Source organism: Pseudalkalibacillus hwajinpoensis, assembly GCF_015234585.1.
Classification (GTDB): Bacteria; Bacillota; Bacilli; order Bacillales; family Guptibacillaceae; genus Guptibacillus; species Guptibacillus hwajinpoensis_B.
On sequence record NZ_JADFCM010000001.1, the window covers coordinates 217,109 to 237,647 of the forward strand.

At 41.9% G+C, this 20,539-nt stretch carries 20 protein-coding genes; 12 read left to right on the forward strand and 8 right to left on the reverse strand.

All coding sequences use genetic code 11. The annotated features are described in order from the left end of the window. Positions 1–42: 42 nt before the first annotated feature. From IQ283_RS01100 to IQ283_RS01110, 3 genes are all read left to right on the forward strand, one after another. Positions 43–741 carry an ABC transporter ATP-binding protein gene (locus tag IQ283_RS01100; protein ID WP_194218331.1) on the forward strand — a complete coding sequence of 233 codons (699 nt, stop codon included), beginning with the start codon at positions 43–45 and terminating at the stop codon, positions 739–741. Then, on the forward strand, positions 738–1,979 hold the full coding sequence (locus tag IQ283_RS01105) for an ABC transporter permease (RefSeq protein ID WP_194218332.1): 1,242 nt from the start codon (positions 738–740) through the stop codon (positions 1,977–1,979). Before IQ283_RS01100 ends, IQ283_RS01105 begins: the two co-directional genes overlap by 4 nt. Positions 1,980–2,083: 104 nt before the next feature. Further along, on the forward strand, positions 2,084–2,452 hold the full coding sequence (locus tag IQ283_RS01110) for a DUF423 domain-containing protein (protein WP_194219551.1): 369 nt from the start codon (positions 2,084–2,086) through the stop codon (positions 2,450–2,452). A 207-nt stretch (positions 2,453–2,659) separates the two neighbouring features. Here the strand turns inward: IQ283_RS01110 and gerQ are convergent, their stop codons facing one another. The 3 genes from gerQ to hemQ all read right to left on the reverse strand — a co-directional run bounded on the left by gerQ (position 2,660) and on the right by hemQ (position 4,475). Next, the gene (gene gerQ, locus IQ283_RS01115; protein ID WP_194218333.1) at positions 2,660–3,109 is read right to left on the reverse strand and encodes a spore coat protein GerQ; all 450 of its coding nucleotides are present in this window, start codon (positions 3,107–3,109) and stop codon (positions 2,660–2,662) included. Positions 3,110–3,129: 20 nt separating this feature from the next. Beyond that, positions 3,130–3,561 (reverse strand): cell wall hydrolase, encoded by a 432-nt coding sequence (locus IQ283_RS01120; protein WP_194218334.1) that lies wholly within the window; start codon positions 3,559–3,561, stop codon positions 3,130–3,132. 167 nt (positions 3,562–3,728) lie between these two features. Further along, on the reverse strand, positions 3,729–4,475 hold the full coding sequence (hemQ, locus tag IQ283_RS01125) for a hydrogen peroxide-dependent heme synthase (RefSeq protein WP_098445442.1): 747 nt from the start codon (positions 4,473–4,475) through the stop codon (positions 3,729–3,731). A 430-nt stretch (positions 4,476–4,905) separates the two neighbouring features. On the opposite strand from hemQ, the gene pta reads away from it, so the two are divergent. Beyond that, entirely contained in the window at positions 4,906–5,880 is a 975-nt protein-coding gene (gene pta / locus IQ283_RS01130) for a phosphate acetyltransferase (RefSeq protein WP_194218335.1), read from the forward strand. Positions 5,881–5,923: 43 nt separating this feature from the next. Here pta and IQ283_RS01135 read toward each other — a convergent pair whose 3' ends face one another. Then, entirely contained in the window at positions 5,924–6,760 is an 837-nt protein-coding gene (locus IQ283_RS01135; protein WP_194218336.1) for a lipoate--protein ligase family protein, read from the reverse strand. Positions 6,761–7,169: 409 nt separating this feature from the next. Between IQ283_RS01135 and IQ283_RS01140 the strand changes: the two genes are divergently transcribed. From IQ283_RS01140 to IQ283_RS01150, 3 genes are all read left to right on the forward strand, one after another. Further along, positions 7,170–8,402, forward strand: a complete 1,233-nt coding sequence (locus IQ283_RS01140) for a dicarboxylate/amino acid:cation symporter (RefSeq protein ID WP_194218337.1) — start codon at positions 7,170–7,172, stop codon at positions 8,400–8,402. 215 nt (positions 8,403–8,617) lie between these two features. Continuing rightward, positions 8,618–9,901 carry an HD domain-containing protein gene (locus IQ283_RS01145; protein WP_194219552.1) on the forward strand — a complete coding sequence of 428 codons (1,284 nt, stop codon included), beginning with the start codon at positions 8,618–8,620 and terminating at the stop codon, positions 9,899–9,901. A gap of 188 nt (positions 9,902–10,089) precedes the next feature. Then, entirely contained in the window at positions 10,090–10,584 is a 495-nt protein-coding gene (locus IQ283_RS01150) for a YwgA family protein (protein ID WP_194218338.1), read from the forward strand. A gap of 81 nt (positions 10,585–10,665) precedes the next feature. On the opposite strand, the gene IQ283_RS01155 is transcribed toward IQ283_RS01150, so the two are convergent. Next, positions 10,666–11,097, reverse strand: coding sequence for a hypothetical protein (locus IQ283_RS01155; RefSeq protein WP_194218339.1), 432 nt, complete (start codon positions 11,095–11,097; stop codon positions 10,666–10,668). Between the two features lie 174 nt (positions 11,098–11,271). On the opposite strand from IQ283_RS01155, the gene IQ283_RS01160 reads away from it, so the two are divergent. Further along, positions 11,272–12,303, forward strand: a complete 1,032-nt coding sequence (locus IQ283_RS01160; RefSeq protein WP_194218340.1) for an oxidoreductase — start codon at positions 11,272–11,274, stop codon at positions 12,301–12,303. Positions 12,304–12,445: 142 nt separating this feature from the next. Here the strand turns inward: IQ283_RS01160 and IQ283_RS01165 are convergent, their stop codons facing one another. After that, the gene (locus tag IQ283_RS01165) at positions 12,446–13,798 is read right to left on the reverse strand and encodes an IS1182 family transposase (protein ID WP_408962555.1); all 1,353 of its coding nucleotides are present in this window, start codon (positions 13,796–13,798) and stop codon (positions 12,446–12,448) included. A 145-nt stretch (positions 13,799–13,943) separates the two neighbouring features. After that, complete coding sequence (locus IQ283_RS01170; RefSeq protein WP_194218341.1) at positions 13,944–15,260, reverse strand: NCS2 family permease; 1,317 nt, start codon at positions 15,258–15,260, stop codon at positions 13,944–13,946. Positions 15,261–15,446: 186 nt separating this feature from the next. Between IQ283_RS01170 and IQ283_RS01175 the strand changes: the two genes are divergently transcribed. Together IQ283_RS01175 and IQ283_RS01180 are read left to right on the forward strand one after the other, a co-directional pair. Continuing rightward, the gene (locus IQ283_RS01175) at positions 15,447–15,974 is read left to right on the forward strand and encodes a YwhD family protein (RefSeq protein WP_194218342.1); all 528 of its coding nucleotides are present in this window, start codon (positions 15,447–15,449) and stop codon (positions 15,972–15,974) included. A 196-nt stretch (positions 15,975–16,170) separates the two neighbouring features. After that, a complete protein-coding gene (locus IQ283_RS01180; RefSeq protein WP_194218343.1) occupies positions 16,171–16,416 on the forward strand; it encodes a DUF2164 domain-containing protein in 246 nt (81 codons plus the stop codon). 38 nt (positions 16,417–16,454) lie between these two features. Here IQ283_RS01180 and IQ283_RS01185 read toward each other — a convergent pair whose 3' ends face one another. Continuing rightward, positions 16,455–18,512 carry a transglycosylase domain-containing protein gene (locus tag IQ283_RS01185; protein WP_194218344.1) on the reverse strand — a complete coding sequence of 686 codons (2,058 nt, stop codon included), beginning with the start codon at positions 18,510–18,512 and terminating at the stop codon, positions 16,455–16,457. 209 nt (positions 18,513–18,721) lie between these two features. Between IQ283_RS01185 and bacA the strand changes: the two genes are divergently transcribed. Together bacA and speE are read left to right on the forward strand one after the other, a co-directional pair. Beyond that, a complete protein-coding gene (gene bacA / locus IQ283_RS01190; protein ID WP_194218345.1) occupies positions 18,722–19,504 on the forward strand; it encodes an undecaprenyl-diphosphate phosphatase in 783 nt (260 codons plus the stop codon). 205 nt (positions 19,505–19,709) lie between these two features. Next, positions 19,710–20,537: a polyamine aminopropyltransferase gene (speE, locus tag IQ283_RS01195; RefSeq protein WP_194218346.1), complete on the forward strand. Its 828-nt coding sequence runs from the start codon at positions 19,710–19,712 to the stop codon at positions 20,535–20,537. Positions 20,538–20,539 lie beyond the last annotated feature (2 nt).

A 20,539-nucleotide genomic window follows, 5' to 3' on the forward strand; every position in this document is an offset into this window, starting at 1 on the left:
TTTTCCCTTTTTCTTCCGTATAAAGAGGTAGAGGTGAAGCGGATGCTTAAGGTTGAAATCGAACAAGCAGGTTATGAAAAGAAAGATAGCGCCATTCGTCTGATCGAATTTGAAGTGAAAAGCGGCGAACTTCTGGGGTTATTAGGGTCAAATGGAGCTGGGAAAAGCACAACAATCAAGACGATATTAGGGCTACTGAAAGAGTGGAAAGGAAGCGTGACGTTTGAGAAAGGGTCGCGCTATGCGTATGTGCCAGAACAACCCGTCTTCTATGATAGCTTAACGCTGTGGGAGCATTTGGAGCTTGCTGCAGCGGCAGTTCTTGGAGACGAGGAATGGGAAGAGCGAGCTCAAGAGCTGATTCGCTATTTTCAACTGGAGCACGTAATCCATAACCTACCGTCAAGCTTTTCAAAAGGAATGCGACAGAAGGTGATGCTCATAACGGCTTTTATGCTCAAGCCGGATGTTTATATCATTGATGAGCCTTTTCTTGGACTAGATCCGCGCGCTACGAAGGATTTTCTCGCGCTTATTGAAAAGGAGCGGTCTCGTGGAGCAGGTATCTTAATGTGTACGCATGTGCTTGATACGGCAGAGCGAATTTGTGATCAATTCGTTCTGCTTGCAAACGGAACGCTTCTTGCTAAAGGTACGCTTGAAGACATGCGGGAGCAGTCAGGCGCTCGGGAAAGTTCACTTCTTGATTGTGTTGATGCCTTTATGGAGCAACGAATATGACGTCGTTCCAGCTATGGTGGCAACGCGAACGTGACGATCAGCGTTTTAAAATCCGAGATCTTCGCTCAGCACTCGATTGGACGGTATGGCTATATATTCTTATCCCAGGTCTCGTGATTGGAGTGGCGTACTACCGCTCCTGGTGGATTCTTCCGCCTGAATGGCTCGCGGAAGTACCGGAACAGTTGGCGGTTCTGCCGTTATTTATAGTTGCAACTTTCTGGACATTACGACTGTACACAGAAGAAGCTGATCAAGTCTATTTGTTGCAAAATGTGAGTCTTATGGACGGATTAAAGAAATGGGGAATATGCTATTCTCTTCTAAAAGGACTGGTCGCGACGATCATTGGAATGACCCTTGTTTTACCCTTGCTTATTACAGGATGGGGGTGGGGCATAGAGCGATGTGCCGTCACAGGCCTATTTGTCCTTTTAGTCAGTTGGAATATAAAAACTAGCAGGTATTTTATAGAGTTATTTGTTCCTTCTATTTGGGTGAAATGGCTCCCGATCGGTTTAGTGAACCTGATCTCGATCATCGTATTCCTTCTCATAAGTGGCATAGGATGGCGGTATGAATGGGCAGTTGCTCTTGGAGGGGGAAGTTTGCTTCTCCTTTTACTCGCTCAGTTACGAGCACGAATGAATATGCAGGGGACTTTTTTCCATGATGTGGTGATGGAGCGCGGGCATAAGCAGAGCGTGACGAAATTTTTGATGGGGCGAGTAGGTGTTGCGCCAATGCCCCTTTTCACTCGAAAGCAGCCTATGCTTTTTAGAGGATCTAGGCGAATCAGTAAGAAAAAGTCTCCAGAAGTTAGAATGATAGACCTTTATTTAAAATGGTTACTTCGATCAATGGGGAAGGTTCAGTACTATTTACAAGTCATTGGCTGGGGTACAGCAGCGATATTTCTGTTACCTCTTATCGTCAAAGTGGTAGTACTCCTATTTGCGCTCTATGCGCTGATTAGCCTTTCGAGGGTAGATTGGAGTGAATTCACATCTAGTAGCTACGCCAATCTATTTCAATGGCATCAATCGATCCAAGAGGAAGCGGGGAAAAAAGCATTAAAACTAGTGTCGATGCCAAGTTTTCTTCTACTGTGTATCGTGACAGGGGTTGCTTTCCCAGGTTGGCTAGGAGTTGTACTCTTTCCGCTAGGCGGATGGTTTGTATTTAAGGAGAGTCTCCAGATCGTTCATAGAAACATGCAATCACATAGAGGTTTTTAATCATAAATCGAAAGGTGTATGAACAATTCGAGATTTCGTTGCTTCGATCAAGCGCTTTCCGCTATGATGGGAGAGTAGATTCAGATGAAGGAGCGGATAATGTGATAAAGGTATTTTTAATTATTGGTGCGATTAATGCTGCACTTGCAGTTGGACTGGGCGCATTTGGGGCACATGGATTAGAAGGAAGACTATCAGAAAAAATGCTAGAGACGTTTAAAACCGGTGTACAATACCACATGTATCACGCTCTTGGTTTAGTTGGTGTAGCCATTGCTGCTGACAAGCTTCAATCAGCAGGGCTCATGCAATGGGCTGGATGGCTCATGTTTGCTGGGATCGTCCTCTTTTCCGGAAGCTTGTACGTGCTTAGCTTGAGCGGAATTAAGATCCTTGGTGCAATTACTCCACTAGGCGGCGTCGCGTTTATTACAGCCTGGATTTTAGTTGTTGTAGCTGCGTTTAAGGCGTAGAGGTGCGGCGGTTGATGGTTTGGAGGTGCCTGTCACCGCCCGCTATTTGTCGAACCGTGGCAGGCCGGTGCGGTTTATTGGCCAAAATTTCAGGATATTGGCCAAAAACTGATTATATTGGCCAAAATCAAAATATATTAGCCAAATTCCATTTTTATTGGCCAAAACAAAAAGCTGCCGGAAATCCGGCAGCTTTTTGTATACCCGCTAACGCGGAGAATATTGCGTCGTTTGTTGAAGAGGGTAGTTGTATTCAAGCTCTTCATCAAATGTAATATAGTCCAAATAAACCATGAGTAGAATATACCGCTTGCCTGTTTGAGGATCGGATAGAATAATATGATCTCTTCCGGCTGCTTCTACAATTCCTTTAAATACTTTGGCGTTCCATTTCTCATTGTTCTCGAAAGTCATGTACACGGTGGCGATTTTTCCAAGGTTTAGGCGCAGGATGTTTTCAATGTATGATTGCTCGACGGGTAGCTGTCCTGGAAAGCCTCCGCCTCCCTGTGTTGATGCTCCCTGAACCTGCTGGCCTTGAGGATAGCCTGAAGGATACTGTGCCATCTGTCCGCCTTGCCCTTGCTGCGGCATTTGACCATAGCCGCCCACCTGGTTTTGTGACGGTGAAGTGTTCCAGTATTGATTGTTCATCATAACCCTCCTTAAGCATTCTCTTAGAAGCTGTTGTACACGTCTGCACATTCACTTTCGGTAGGCTTGTAGAAACAGTGGGATTTGAAGCGTCCTGCATTCCACTGGTTATACCACTGGTCAGGGCAGGTGCCGCCTGGTTTAAAGAACCAGAGAGAGTTGCTGGCAGGATGGTATTTCATCCCTTTGATGGCTTTGCGAGCAAGACGCTTATCTTTTTCGCGTGCTCGTTGGTAAAAGTAGCCTTTCTGAGTCGCTTCAAAACCGCCGGGATTCTGATAAACCATGTTGTTCATCGTGTTGATGTTCTTAAAATCAAGGCATCTCACCTTTACACGGTTTACCCCTACATTGCCTACCATCAGCATACCTAACTGCCCCTCACCTTCTGCTTCTGCACGCATCAAGCGAGCCAAAAGGTTTACATCATTTTCGTTCGTCTGAATCACCGCCATAACAACACCTCATCTCAGTTGTACCCATGTGCAAGAAGTAAGAAAGATGCCATGACTCTACGTAACTCATTGTATGTACGATTTGAAGGAATATGACTTTGACATAGACCACTCAAATACACAAAAAATCCCTTCAGACAATAAAGTGTCAGAAGGGATTTTCTCTATTAAACGTATAGGAATTGAGGCAGGCGCTCTTTCGGTAGGTGAGTTCCAACGTAGAAGCTACCAAATTCGCCATAACGAGCACTAACTTCATCGAAGCGCATTTCGTAGACAAGCTTTTTAAACTGAAGCACGTCGTCTGCGAAAAGCGTAACGCCCCATTCCCAGTCATCAAAGCCAACAGAGCCTGTGATAATCTGCTTTACTTTGCCAGCATAGCTACGGCCGATCAGTCCGTGACTACGCATCATTTCACGACGCTCGTCCATTGAAAGCATGTACCAGTTGTCGTTTCCTTCGCGCTTTTTGTTCATTGGATAGAAGCACACGTAAGGAGCTTCTGCTAATTCTGGCTTCAAACGGGCCTGAATGCGCGGGTCATTATCAGGGTCGCTATCTTTTCCAGCCATATAGTTACTAAGCTCAACGACAGATACGTAAGAGTATTCTTTCACCGTATATTCAGCTAAAGTCGTTTTGTTAAAAGCATTTTCAATTTCATTTAACTCTTCCATAGTCGGACGGAGAAGCATTAACATAAAGTCCGCTTTCTGACCAATGATGGAATAAAGCGTATGACTTCCTTGTTTATGGCCTGCTGTGACTTCCCATTTTTCAAGGAACGTTAGAAATTCATTCATCGCAAGATCACGTTCTTCGCTTGAAAGCTGTTTCCATGCCGTCCAGTTCATAGTACGGAAATCATGAAGGCAATACCAGCCATCAAGAGTAACTGCTGCTTGATTCATATCTGATTCACTCCTTATCTTTTATCACACCAATAAGGCAGGTTACGTTTATACAGCAACTGCTCCTAAAGGTCCGATTGGTTCAACTAACCATCAGAGCAAATCAAACAATGCCCACTTTGATGGAAGTTTCCCTATATCCACTACCTACTATACCAATACTTGTACCTCTTTAAAAGCGATTGAGAGTGACGATTGAATGAAAAAGATATTCAGAAATCCGATGGTAAATCAGTACCAATGTTTAAATACGATTACGTTAGCTTATATTTAGAAGAGAATTAAGATTGAAAACTACTATAGTCCCTTTTGATTCGTCTGAAAAATAGAACTTTTGCATGCAAAGGCTTACACTTGCGGATTTATTTTCGTTTTTCGGGAAAAAGGGTTATCGTAGGAGTTGGATATTAAAAATAATGAGGTGAAACCAATGAGTGATCTTTTTACAAACATGAAAGACCAGGTTAAAGCAGGTTATCCGACAATCGTTTTCCCTGAAGGAACAGATGAGCGCGTATTAGCAGCAGCAAACCGCCTAGCAGAGGATGGCATCCTTAAGCCAATCGTTATTGGAGGAGAAAATGCAATCCAGGATAAAGCGTCAAGCCTAAGCCTTACATTGCACAGCGACCTTACAATTATGGATCCAGCAACGTATTCTGAAATGGATGCCCTTGTGGAATCATTTGTTGAGCGTCGTAAAGGTAAAGCAACAGCTGAACAAGCGCAGGATATTCTTCTTAACGTGAACTACTTCGGTACAATGCTCGTTCACACAGGCAAAGCAGATGGCCTTGTCAGTGGTGCGGCTCATTCTACTGGTGATACAGTTCGTCCAGCGCTTCAAATCATCAAAACAAAAGAAGGTGTGAAGAAAACATCTGGTGCTTTTGTAATGGTAAAAGGTGATGAGAAGTACGTTTTTGCTGACTGTGCAATTAACATTTCTCCTGACAGCAATGATCTTGCTGAAATTGGTGTAAGCAGTGCTGAAACTGCAAAAATGTTTGGAATGGACCCTAAAGTAGCGATGCTAAGCTTCTCTACTAAAGGTTCTGCAAAATCTCCTGAAACAGAGAAAGTTGAAGAAGCAACACGTTTAGCGAAAGAAATGGCGCCAGATCTAGTGATCGACGGCGAATTCCAATTCGATGCTGCTTTTGTTCCAGAAGTAGCACAAAAGAAAGCACCTGAATCACCACTTAAAGGACAAGCAAATGTATTTGTATTCCCAAGTCTTGAAGCAGGTAACATTGGCTACAAAATGGTTCAACGTCTTGGTGGATATGAGGCCGTTGGTCCAGTCCTTCAAGGATTAAACAAACCAGTAAACGACCTATCTCGCGGATGTAGCGAGGAAGACGTGTACAAGCTAGCATTGATTACAGCAATGCAGAGCCTATAATAAATGAAAGCCCCTGAAGGCACGCCTTCAGGGGCTTTATTTATTAGCCAAGTGCTTTTTCATTTCGAGTAAACACTCGCTGGTAGTTGAAATCGTAAAGAGACAACTCTGGAATGGAAAGATGTGCCGTTGTTAATGATTCGGTATATTGCTTAAGCGTTTTAAGAGTTTTCATCATGATGTCGGAAACGCTTAGCTCTTCCCCAATGAGTTCACTTAACGAAGCCATCGTTTCGGGAACAATTTCAGGATAAGTGAATTTTGTTGGTTCTCCGTTCACGCCCCGCTTATAGAATTCCTGAATGACAGATGCGCGCTCTGATCCACTTCCATCGACACAAAGGTAAACTTGAACAGCGACTCCGCCGCGAAGTCTGCGTTGCGAAATGCCGGCAAATTTTTTCCCGTTAATGCTTAGGTCGTATCGACCTGGACAATAAGATCCTACAATTTCCCTATCTTCAATAGTCAGGTTATACGGCGACAAAATTTCCTGAATGAAATCGACCATTGCTTCGTACCCCGTATCAATGTCAATATGCTGTTGCTTTTCAGCTAAAACAAGTGACAGATTTAATACCCCTGCATCAAGGACGACAGCAAGACCTCCAGAGTTTCTCACAATTACGCGATAACCTAAACTTTCTAAATAGTGAACGGCTTCCTCAAAGTTGGGAAGGCGTGTATCTTGTATGCCGAGAACTATCGTATTGTGATGCACCCATGAGCGCAAAATCGGTGGGGATTCACCACTTCCAGCAGAATTACAAAGGGTATCATCCATCGCAAAAGATTGCAGCGCATCAAAGGATGGGCCTAGTGTTGATTGATCTATAATCCGCCATTTTGGCTGAAAAAGTATGGAATCGTTTGTTGGCATTTTCTTATCCCTTCTTCACTAACTAATCGTATTTATTATAGCAGAAGAAATGAGACATAAGACATCATCCGACAGTATTTCCCGGGTGATGACAAAACACTCGTCCTTTTTTCCTAATTTACTTCTTATTTTCCCTTTAAAACTTTGATTTTATAAAGAAATATATCTATTACGAAAAAAAGGAAATTGCGAGAATTGTCTAAAATGATATAATCATAATTACGGTAGTTTCAAGTTAGCGAGCGAGCGGGTATATACAGTAAAGAAATGGGAATGTATGTAAGAGCTTTCATATATGACTAAGATCATACGAAGAATCTACATATAGGAGAAACAACCAGCGTTGGATCGTTCTTCATGAACAGGAAACGGTGGTATTTACGTCGATTTGACGAAAGGGGACATGTTTATGAAGCTAACAGTTAAAATTATTGCAGGTCTAGTTCTAGGTATTATTGTTGGTGTTATCTTTAACTTATTTGCACCAGATGCATTTGGACCTGTCGATCAATATCTATTTGGTCCTGTTGGACAAATCTTTCTTAACTTAATTAAGATGCTTGTTGTACCAATTGTATTCTTCTCAATCGTGGTAGGAACGGCTGGAATAAGCGATCCGAAGAAGCTTGGACGTATGGGTGGGAAAACCGTTGCGTTTTTCCTTGTCACAACAACCATTGCTATTTCCATTGCGATGGCGCTTGCTTACTTAATTAAACCGGGTGTTGAAGGTTCATTCTCAGGAAATGCTGATTTTAAAGCAGAAGAAGCACCTCCTGTGTTGGATACCATTATTAATATTATCCCAACGAATCCGATATCGGCCATGGTTGAAGGAAACATGCTCCAAATTATCGCATTTGCTATCTTCATAGGTTTTGCCCTTGCGATTCTTGGCGAGCGTACGAAAGCCTTAAGTAATCTTTTTGAACAGGGTAACGACGTTATGATGTATCTTGTTAAGATTATTATGGAAACAGCGCCATATGGTGCATTTGCACTTATTGCTTCCGCTGTTGGTGGACAAGGTAAAGAAGCGTTACAGTCAATGGGAATGTATTTCCTAGTAGTACTTGGCGCACTCCTCATCCATTTTCTCTTCACATATGGTAGTGCGATTTATTTCCTTTGTAAAGAGAATCCAATTAAATTCTATAAAGCTTTTGCTCCCGCAATGGCTGTTGCCTTCAGTACATCTTCAAGTAGCGGTACGCTTCCTGTATCTATGAAAACCGCTCAAGAAAATCTGAAGATTCCTAAGCAGGTGAGTAGTTTTGTACAACCGCTTGGGGCAACAATTAACATGGACGGAACGGCAATTATGCAGGGTGTAGCTACGATCTTTATCGCTCAAATTACCGGGGTTGATCTTACCTTTACACAGCTCATCATTGTTGTCGTCACAGCAACGCTCGCTAGTATAGGTACAGCTGGTGTGCCAGGTGTAGGACTTATCATGCTCGCAATGGTTCTAAAGCAAGTTGGATTGCCAGTAGAGCCAATTGGATTGATTCTAGCAGTTGACCGTCTACTTGATATGACACGTACCGCTGTTAATATTACAGGTGACGCGGCTTGTGCGATGTATATTGCAAAATCCGAAGAGAAGCGTGAAGGAAAAGAAGCAGAGACTGTTCTATAACATCATAAAGTATGAGATTCGAACCTTTTAAATGAAAAAAGGAAACATTTTCTCGTATATATAGCTATTGTTAGTCGTTCCATTCTTTCCATATGCCCGTTCAACAGGAGCCTTCCCTCATGATGTGTTTGATCACAAAGTGAGGGAAGGTTTTCATTTTGGAATGGGTGTTATATAATGAATGAATGATTTTGACGGAAGGAGCCTATCGCGGAATGCTCGAACGATTAAGCGAAGAAAAAGTATTTAAAGACCCTGTCCATCGCTATATTCATGTCCGATACCGTTTAATCTGGGAGCTAATTGGTACTAAGGAATTTCAGCGTTTGCGAAGGGTTCGCCAGCTCGGAACAACGTACCTAACTTTTCATGGAGCAGAACATAGTCGCTTTAGTCACTCGCTCGGTGTATACGAGATTGTAAGACGTATTAACGAGATTTTCTCTCAATATGATAGCTGGAACGAAGAGAACAGGCTATTAAGTATGTGTGCTGCGCTGTTACATGATGTAGGTCATGGACCTTTTTCACATTCATTTGAAAAAGTATTTAACTTGGACCATGAAGACTTTACTCGGATGGTTATCCTTGGGGACACTGAAATCAATCAAGTGCTTCGAAAAGTAAGCGATGATTTCCCGTTGGAAGTGGCTGATGTAATTGCCAAAACACATAGCAACAAGCTTGTGGTTAGCTTAATTTCAAGTCAAATTGACGCCGATCGAATGGATTATCTTCTTCGTGATGCCTATTTTACTGGAGTGAGCTATGGACAATTTGATATTGAACGAATTTTACGCGTCATGCGACCTGGTGATGATCAAATTGTGATTAAACAAAGTGGTATGCATGCAGTTGAAGACTATATTATGAGCCGTTATCAAATGTATTGGCAAATTTATTTCCACCCTGTGACACGAAGTGCAGAAGTGATTCTAAGTAAAATTCTCCATCGTGCGAAAAGACTGTTTGAAGAGGGTTATCATTTTCAACACGATCCGATTCACTTCTATTCACTATTTAAAGAAGATATCCGTTTAGAAGACTTTCTTAAGCTAGATGATTCTGTCGTTATGTTCTATTTCCAGATCTGGCAGGAGGAAGAGGATGATATCCTAAGAGACCTCTGTGAACGATTTATGAATCGAAGACTGTTTAAGTACATTGAATTTAACCCAATGCAGCAAATGAATGCGTGGAGAGAGCTTTATGACTCTTTTCATGAAGCAGGTATTGATCCAGATTACTATCTTGAGGTTGATTCATCTTCTGATTTACCGTATGATTTCTATCGGCCTGGAGAAGAGGAAGAACGTTTGCCGATTCATTTGTTGAAACCAGGTGGAGATTTGCGTGAGCTTTCTCGTGAATCTGATGTGGTTGAAGCGATTTCTGGTAAGAAGCGAACAGACCACAAGCTGTATTTCCCTGCAGATTTCATTCTTGAAGGGAATACAGATGCTACTCGTCGTATTAAGTCATTGCTTCAAATCGATTAGCTGTTCAAAAAGAAAAGTGATCCTGGCATGAAGATTACTTCCGCTACAGGTATCGCTAAATAGTGGTGTTTAAAACGTTGAGTATAATTTGGGAGTGAGCTCCCGTTTCAACTGAACGTTTAAGCATCTTCTAATAGATAAGAAAGCTTTTTGGACAACCTGTAAAAAGTACATGGGAGGGGTGCAGGTTGCTAGAAGATCACGCGAAAGTGATAGCTGTGTTGAAGGAAGCTGGAGAGGTCATTGGACGTAAGAAACTTCAAAAAATCATTTACATTTGTAAGAAGCTACAGTTTCCATTTAACGAGAAGTATCAATTCCATTTCTATGGACCGTATTCAGAAGAATTGACGCTACGAGTGGAAGAGCTTTGTAACCTTGGTCTTGTTACAGAGGTGAAGGAAAGCAAAGGTGGCTATTACCAATATAAATACACGGTAACAGATGAAGGTCATGAATTTCTCGGTCATTATGATTTCCAAATGCCGGAATTACATCAGTGCATCGATGAAATCAATAGTCAAAGTTCACGTTTTCTTGAGCTTGTTTCAACCATTCTTTTCTTCGATCGCCTTTCAAAGGAAGAAGTGGTTGAGAAGGTTCATACCATCAAACGTAAACAGAATTATTCTGATGATGAAATTACTGAGGCCTATACATTTATAGAAAAGCTAGGATGCTAATGGTCATTTGTATCTAGTTTAATAGAATAAGATATTTCTACAAACAAAAGGTGCCCTTAGGGGCACCTTTTGTTGCGGAAACTAACTTTTTATCGAAAATTTCTTCTGACTCATTTCAGAGAGTTTTGTAAGGTCGACTTTTGAAAGAATGACACCAGCAACAATAATTGCAATCATTTGGAGAAAAGAGAATACCAGTGTGCTGATATAAGGAAATAGAAGTTCGGATATGTTAGGCAAGGTTCCTGCCATCATAAAGACTAGCGTAAAAGAAGAGACGGTATGGAAGGTTATCCCTGAAATCAATGCAATTGTATGTCTCGTTTTAAGAAGGGTAGGAAGCCAGAATGTCGAAAGTAGAAAGTAGCCGACTAGGATAATAAGTAGTGAAAAGAAACCTGCTAGTCCCGTATACTGATAGCCTCCGGCTGCTAAAATAATCGTATAAATAAGGGACGCAAGTAGGCCAAGTGAGAAGCCAATTGCGGGGGAAGAATAAAGATATTTTTTCATAATCATACCACCTTTTACAAATACTTCGAGTTCTCTACGTAAATACCCGTTTGATGATTAGTATAATCGTTTCTCTATATCAAAATTTGGAAAAACAAGTCGAGAAAATAGAACTTATTTGTCGAATTAAAAAAGGGTTCAAAAGTCTTACATTATTGAAATGGAGTGAGCGAGATGAAAGAAGTGAAGGTAGGGTTAGTTGGATTTGGTTATTCGGGAGCGACTTTTCATGCGCCAGTGATTGAATCTGTACAGGGGTTAACCATCACAAAAGTGGTTTCTTCTAATCCGAAGAAAGTAATTGAGCAGTTTCCAAAAATGGAAGTGGTCGCTTCAATAGACGAGCTTTTAAATGATAGAGAAATAGAGTTAGTCATTATTACGACACCGAATGAATTTCATTTCTCAATGGCGAAGCAGGCTCTTGAAGCAGGGAAACATGTTGTTCTTGAGAAACCATTCACGGTAAGTGTAGAAGAGGGAGAAGAGTTAATTCAAATAGCTAAAAACTATGACAGATTGCTAAGTGTGTATCATAACAGAAGATACGATAATGATTTTCTTACGATTCAGAAGCTCATAAAAGAAAAGGAGCTTGGAACGGTCATTTCGTACGAGGCCCATTATGATCGGTACAGTGAGGAGGTGCATGATCGTTGGCGAGAGCAGGATAAGAAGGGATCTGGTATTCTCTTTGACCTGGGTTCTCATTTAATCGACCAAGCACTGACTCTATTTGGCGAGCCTGAGGCCGTATATGGAGATGTTTTGACTCAAAAAGAAGAAGGGAAAACGGACGATTACTTTCACCTAATTTTGCATTACGGAAAAAGAAGAGTGATTCTCCACGCTGGCTCTCTCGTAAAAAAACACGGACCTCGCTATCAAATTCATGGGATAAAGGGATCGTTTGTAAAATGGGGTATTGATCCTCAGGAAGAAGCGCTGAAAAAGGGGCAATTACCAGGTGATGAGCACTGGGGAGAGGACGAGAGCGATCAGTACGGCGTGCTAACGAAAGATGATCACGATAGAGTGATTCCAACCACACCTGGTTCTTATCAATCGTATTACATAGAACTGCACCGAGCAATTTGTGAACAAAGTACTGCGCCTGTAACAGCAAGAGAAGCCCTTACAGTGATCAAAGTGATCGAGCTTGCATTAAAGAGTAGTGAAGAGAAAAGATTAGTGAAATGGGTATGAAAAAAGATCTGCCCTGAATGGGCAGATCTTCAGCTTGTAGAGGAACCCCCGGTTCCTCTACAAGCTTTTTCTTTTGTCTTTCTTTTTATGGCCTGCGTTTTTTGGTTTTGGTTGTATCCAAATGAAAAAAACTCTCCTTCACCTAGCTCATCCTGTCTAGGTGAAGGGCAATCTTCTTCATGTTCTGACAGGCAGCTGTTAGTAACGCTTGTTCGCGAACTTTTTGTTTTCCTCGCAAACGACAATAACGCAGCCCATGCAGTTCTTTTGAATCTGCGAAGCTACGCTCGACTTTCTCTTTTCTCATGCGATATATCCACTTTCCCTCATTGGAAAGCCGGTTCTCCCGAACTTGTTCTTTCGCACTTTCCCAAACATGTCGGGTGATGGTTTTCTGGTGTTTATGATTTTGCGTACACTGGGCTAACAATGGACAGGTCTTACATATAGTTGGGTCAGATTTATAATGACGATAGCCTTCTCGATCGGTTGTCGCGTATGTTAATGATTCACCCTGCGGACAGACATACTGGTCTACGTTTTCATCGTATGTATATTTCCATTTCGGCATTATTCCTTTTCTGGATTTATAACGACGGTGGGCAATAACCCCAAACACATTTCGTTGTTCTAATCCATGACATATTGGCGTGGTCAAGTAACCGGCATCTAAGCCTACGGCTTCAACGTTAAATCCAAATCGTTTCATCTGTCGGTCTAATCGTTGTAAATAAGGCTTGGAATCATGTATATTACCTGGGGTAATATGGACGTCTGTGATGATGTTAAATTTCATATCTGTCGTGCGATGATCTAAGTAAAAGAATCCTTCAGGCTTGTGTTCTCGATACAAATAGCCACTCTCTGGATCTGTGTGACTGACTTTGATTTCTTTCGTCTTATTCACCTCCTTCTTTTCTTTTAGAGGCTTTTTTCCATGATCAGTCCGGTCCTGTTCGACGGCTTCATTCAACTCTTCAATATAGTCTACCGTTTCAACGTTCACTTCTTTTCTGGAGAACTTCTTCTTATTGGCGTTGGCTTTCAAGTGAGTTGAATCTGTATAAAGCACACGCCCTGAAACCATACGATGGTTCATCGCCTGATGAACGATTTCATCGAAGACCTCTTGAAAGATATCCGTTTCATGGAATCTCATTCGACGATTCCAGCTGATGGTGGAGTGATGAGGCACAGTGTCTGTAAGATTTAATCCGAGAAACCAACGATAAGCGACATTGGTTTGAATTTGACGTTCCAATTCTCGTTCGGACCGAATTCCATAGATATAACCGATAAACATCATCTTGAACAGCACTAGAGGATCTAGCGAGGGACGTCCGTTGTCTTCACAATAGTAGGGACGTACTTTCTCTGGAATAAAGGAAAAGTCTATGTAGTGATCAATTTTGCGAAGTAAGTGGTTTTCAGGGACTAATTCATCAATCGTTACCATTTCTAATTCGTTTTGTCGCGCTTTTCTAGATTGAAACAATGAAATCACCGCCTAAATAGAATCTATTTATAGGGTAACAAAACGTGAGAGCAAAATGAGGGAGAAAGAGGAAAAAACAAAAAAACAGGCTGTCGAGACTTTCTCGACAGCCTGAAGATCTGCCCTGAATGGGCAGATCTTTTAGTTAAGCATGTGGTAGGAAAGCGAGCTGATAGAAGAATAACACAGCGAAAAGATAAAGAAGCGGATGAACCTCACGCCATTTCCCTTTTACGATCTTTAAAATGGGGTACGTAATAAACCCAAGCGCGATTCCTGTAGCAATACTTGCCGTAAGTGGCATTGTGAGAATGATCAAGAAGGCAGGAAACGCCTCATCAAATTCACTCCAATCAATTTTACCAACGGCGCCAATCATTAAGCTTCCGACGATGATAAGAGTGGGAGCTGTGATGGCGGAAAGTCCAGATAGAGAACCGACAAGTGGTCCAAAGAAAGCTGAGACGATAAAGAGTACAGAAACGACGACTGATGTTAAACCAGTTCGCCCGCCGGCAGCAACACCAGCAGAGGATTCAAGGTAAGCACTAGTTGGGCTTGTTCCAAAGATCGCTCCGACAGTTGTTCCGATCGAGTCAGCAAGAAGTGCCTGACGTGCACGTGGCATTTTCTTTCCTTTCATCAAACCAGCCTGTTCTGCCACACCGACCATTGTGCCCGTCGTATCAAAGAGTGTGACGAGTAGGAATGAGAAGACAACGGCATATAATCCGTATTCAATCATATCCTTAATGGCCTGAAGTGGACTTCCGAAGATGAAAAGTTCGGGAGCAGAAGGTGCTTGCATGAAGCCTTCCTTAAATTCAAGCTGTCCTGTAAAAATAGCAATGATAGCCGTGATGATCATTCCGAAGAAGAGTGCACCTGGAACATTTCGGGCCATCAGAATAAGTGTAATCATAAGTCCAACAAGCGCTAGAAGAACTTCAGGGGAATGAAGATTTCCTAGACCAACAAGGTTCTCTTCATCTGCGACGATAATTCCTGTCATGCGAAGTCCGATAAACGCGATGAAAAGTCCGATACCTGCTGTAATACCAAGCTTCAAATTCGTAGGAATGGCTTCGATAAGCTTTTCACGAAACGGTGTTAATGAAAGAATAATGAACAGTAGTCCGGCAATAAATACGGCACCAAAGGCAACTTGGTAGGATACGCCTGCTTGTCCACCTACAACGGAGAACGCAAAGTAGGCGTTCAGGCCCATACCGGGAGCGATCGCGATTGGATAATTCGCGAAAAGTCCCATCCAGAGTGTTCCAACAACAGCTGCAATAATCGTGGCGATAAAGACGGTATCGAATGGCACACCTGTTGAAGATAGTATAATTGGGTTAACTATTACAATATATACCATTGTCAGGAAAGTCGTTAATCCTGCAAGGAATTCTGTTTTAACGTTAGTTCCATTTTCTTTTAACCGGAAAAAGGAGTTAAACATGATAATACCTCCATTAAATACGAACGTTTTTTAAACACAAATACTATAATATTCGTAATAAAGCTGTTTGACAAGGGGTAATCTAAAATAGTTGATGATAAAGGTGTGAATGGCTGTCGGATGAATACACTAGTTCAATTGTGATAAAATGATAGCGGACAATTGTGAATGAAGGAGGTACAAAGAATGGCAAATGAAGAAGAACAAAAACCAAAAAAGAAGCCTTCAACAGGTTTTAATATTTTAAGTGGGGACTCCACAGATGGACACGGCGGTTACGGAGTAGGAACGATTAACCTCGATAACGTTTCCCCTGTGATTATCGATCCGACAACGGATGAAATTTATGTTGATGTTGGCGCATTGCATGCACGTAGTGCCCTTGAGAAACGGAAGAAGCTCGTTAAGACGCGTGAAGAAGTACCTGATGGCCATACTGCTTGGATCGTATGGGTTACCCTTCAACGAAGTGAAGAAGGTCCTTTCTATTATGGCATTGGTGCCTGTGAATTCTTCTTAAATGCCGAAGCGAAGCGGGCATGGAAAAGCATGCCAGAGCATGTGAATAATATGGATAAATCCATGAAAGGTAAAGTGATCGTGGACCATATGGATGACAAATCCAAGAAAATGCTTCGTGAGTATTTGATTGAGTTCGATAAAGACGTCTATGAGCGTTCAAGTGATGACGTGAAATTAGGACTTCAAGACTAACTTTCATATCGTTTTCTGACTAATTGATAAAATCACTTGAGGTTTCCTAAAACTGAGCGTAAACTTATGTATACGCAACACATATAGCTAGGACCCAAAGCAGCCCGGGGAATCTTCCCCGGGCTGTTCTGGTTGTCTCCGAAAATGAAGTGAGCGCTTCCATGTTATACTCTTATATGTAGAAAGGGTGAGCTAAATGTGGAATCAAATCCCTCGTGAGAAAAAGAAAGAGCTTATTGAGCGCATTCAATCATATTTCTATGATGAACGTGATGAAGAAATAGGTGAGCTCGCAGCAGAGAATTTTCTCCATTTTGTTATGGCAGAGATCGGGCCAACTCTATACAATGCCGGTATTTCAGATGCAATTGGCATGACAGAGCAGAAGTGGATGAGTATTGAGCAAGACCTTGAAGCATTAAAGAAAGCAGATCCAAAATAAAGGGCTAATCAAAAGACGGATGTACACATCCGTCTTTTTTAACGGACCCATTGGAAGAAACGCTCCAAAAGTCCTTTCTGTTCATTTTCTTTTCCATTAGGGACCGTTCCGGGATGATCTTCACAAAGGTGAGTTGGTTCGGTTCCTTCTATATAATAAGTTAAGCGTTTCACAGGACAGTTTTCAGTAGCGATTAAACCTGTTTGCGCATCAATTTCGACACCGACAACATTTTCAGGCTCCTCAAAATCGGTCGCTTTTTCTTCCGCCAGTGCATCCTCAATGAAATTCACCCAAATTTTCTTCGTATACGAACCATCGTTTCGATGATTTAGCTTCTCTCCTTTGTCATAACCAACCCAGACGGCCGCTGTTAACTGAGGTGTAAATCCAACCATCCAGCTATCAGTTGAAGTAGAACCTGTTTTAGCGGCAGCTGGACGTGTTAATAGATGATCAACGCCTGAGCCTGTTACGCGTGTATAATCATTTAAGGATTCATCGAAAACACCCGTCATCATGCTTGTTGTGACAAAGGCAGCATCAGGATCCAATACAAGTTCAGATTCAGATTTGTGTTCGTAGATGACCTTTCCATCTCGATCCGTGACTTTTTCAATATAATAAGGTGAGACACCATATCCACCGTTTGCAAGCATACTATAGGCTTCCGTCATTTCCATCATGCCTACGGGCTTAGTGCCGAGAGCTAATGAGGGAATAGCAGACAGCTTACTTGTAATGCCGAATGATTTGGCTGTATTCACGAGCGTTTTTTCTTCTAGAAACATGTGTGTTTTCACAGCGACTATATTATCTGAAAGGGCAAGTGCCTGTGCGAGTGTGATTTCATCATTCGCGTAAACATCCCCATAATTATGCGGTGAGTAGGTTTTGCGTTCATTATCATAGTAAAAAGTTGTAGGTTCACTACGAATAAGCGTAGACGGCGTAAAGCCATTTTTGATTGCGGCATAATATAGCAGCGGCTTAAACGTCGATCCTGGTGTCCTTTTGGCCATCGTTGCTCGGTTGAATTTACTTTCTGTATAATCGCGGCCACCAATCATCACTTTTACAGCTCCTGATGTAGGCTCCATCGCTACGAGAGCAGCTTGTATGTCGCTTTTTTTATCAATACTTGATTCTACCCATTTTTCGGCAGCATTTTGCATTGATGTATCAAGCGTAGTATAAACGTGTAATCCTCCTTGCTCAATAACACGTTCATCAAGTGAAAGTACGGACTTTAATTGCTTCTTAACCTCTTGTGCAAAATATGGAGCAATTTCAGGCTTAGTATCTTCTGTAAAGGTTTCTAGAGCCATCTGTTCCATTTCTGCCTGGTTTGCTTCTGATTCGGTTAGAGCATGATTTGTTACCATCGCTTGAAGGACTGTGCTTTGTCGTTCCTCTGCTCTTTCTGCATCAGCATATGGAGAGTAATAACCTGGTCCTTTTGGAATGCCGGCGAGCATGGCAGATTCAGCAACCGAAAGATCCTCAGCTTTTTTTCCGAAGTACGTTCTTGCGGCTGATTCTATTCCGTATGATCCGTGACCATAATAAATCGTATTTAAATATCCTTCTAGAATATCTTCCTTTGAATAATGAACTTCAAGTCGATAAGCATAGAAAGCTTCTGCGATTTTTCGTGTCCACGTTTTATCATGTTCCAAAAATAGATTACGGGCGTATTGCTGCGTAATCGTACTTGCTCCTTGAACCTTCGCCATCGCTTTTATATCAGCGAGAATAGCCCCGCCAATCCGTTTGAAATCAAAGCCCATATGATCATAAAAATGCCGATCTTCAATGGCAATCGTGGCATCTATGACATGAGGAGAAATGTGATCAAGGTCAACCCAGTAGCGATTCTGACCGTCTTTATTACTCTCGCTAATCACATTTTCCTTATGATCATAATAAATCGTTGTTTGCGGTACTTGAAGCTCAGGAGCTCCCATGAAAACAGTTAGCAAATAGAGCGATCCAGCGGATAGCCCGATTATTACAATACATATCATCATTAGCCTACTTAGAAGCATTGTCCAACGCTTCCAATAATGGAATCGCTCAATTCTGAGCCATTTCATGTGGTTCACCCCCACATCATCTTAAATCTAGTATGTGACAATCTAGAAACTCTTAAACACGTTTCTCTTCGGTAATTGTCCTTTTTATCCCACGCGGATAGGCTAGATTGGGCGAATGCGTTTCTTCAGATGAACAAGGGAAAATATTTGTCCAGCTTTTGAATAGGATGAACTATAATGAATGTTACTGAGAGCAGGGAGAGAAGAGTATGGAGATGATGATTGCGATTATCCTTGGAATTGTAGAAGGGATAACGGAATTTCTGCCCGTTTCATCTACAGGTCATTTGATTTTAACGGGATATTGGCTTGGTTTTATTGGTGAACGGGCAAAAACATTTGAGATTGTGATTCAGCTTGGCTCTATTTTAGCTGTGGTCGTGATGTATCGGCATCGATTTGCGGATTTATTATCACCAAATAGCGAGAGAAAAGGATTAACCCTGATTCATCTTATGTTTGGAATGATTCCAGCTGTCGTAGCAGGATTTCTTCTTCATGGCTTTATTAAAAGTTATCTTTTCTCCCCTTACACGGTTGTGATCGGACTTGTGATTGGTGGCGTGTTAATGATCGTAGCTGACTTGAAAAAGGGGGCGCCAATTAGCTCGAGCCTGGATGAATTAACATGGAAGCAGGCTTTTTCTATTGGAGTATTTCAATGTCTTGCTCTCTGGCCTGGATTTTCAAGGTCAGGTGCAACGATTTCAGGTGGCGTCTTGCTCGGAACAACGCATAAAACAGCTGCTGAATTTTCATTTATTCTAGCTGTACCAATGATGGTGGCGGCGAGTGGATATGATTTATTGCAAAGTTATCAGTATTTATCTGTATCCGACATTCCTGTGTTCCTAACAGGCTTTTTAACAGCGTTTTTGGTGGCGCTTTTGGCTATTGTAACATTTATTAAATTCATTGAACGCGTCCGTCTCATCCCTTTTGCGATTTACCGATTTGTGCTTGCTTTTTTTGTTTGGATGATTTTATTTTAGTGTTAATAGAGTTGTTCACTTAAATAACTTTTTGAACCGACAGTTGAAAGTATAAAATTCTCTTGCTTTTTACACAGAGTCGACTATACTTTTCTTGTACTTTAAGAATGCTTAGATACATTTTTTTGCTACATACTAATGGTGTTTGGACCTATGTGGTTCGGGAACGGACTTAGTGTAGCAATGACATAGAGGAGTGGTTTACATGGAATTATGGTACACAGAGAAACAAACGGAACGCTTCGGCATTACGGCGAAAATTAAGCAGACGCTGCATACGGAACAAACGGACTTTCAGCGTCTTGATATGATTGAAACAGAAGAATTCGGTAACATGCTCGTACTCGACGGTATGGTTATGACAACGGAGAAGGATGAGTTTGTTTACCATGAGATGGTCGCACACGTGCCCCTTTTCACACATCCAAACCCGAAACACGTACTTGTTGTTGGTGGCGGTGATGGAGGCGTTATTCGTGAAGTATTGAAGCATCCGTCTGTTGAAAAAGCAACGCTTGTTGAAATCGATGGCAAAGTGATCGAGTATTCGAAAAAGTACTTACCTACTATCGCAGGAGCGCTAGATAACGAGCGTGTTGAGGTCCTCGTTGATGATGGCTTTATGCATATCGCGAAAAGCGAAGGCGAGTATGACGTGATCATGGTTGATTCCACTGAGCCGGTAGGACCAGCTGCAAAGCTTTTTGAACGTGGTTTCTATGAAGGTATTTCAAAAGCACTAAAAGAAGATGGTATTTTCGTTGCGCAGACGGACAACCCTTGGTTTAAAGCAGACTTAATTACGCAAGTATCAAAAGATGTAAGAGAAATCTTCCCGATTACGCGCGTATACACAGCGAACATTCCAACTTACCCGAGTGGCCTGTGGACGTTTACGATTGGATCTAAAAAGAATGATCCGCTTGAAGTACCTGAAAGTCGCTTCCACGAGATTGAGACAAAGTACTATACGAAAGAGCTTCACAATGCTTGCTTCGCACTTCCGAAATTCGTACAGGACCTTGTAAAATGAGC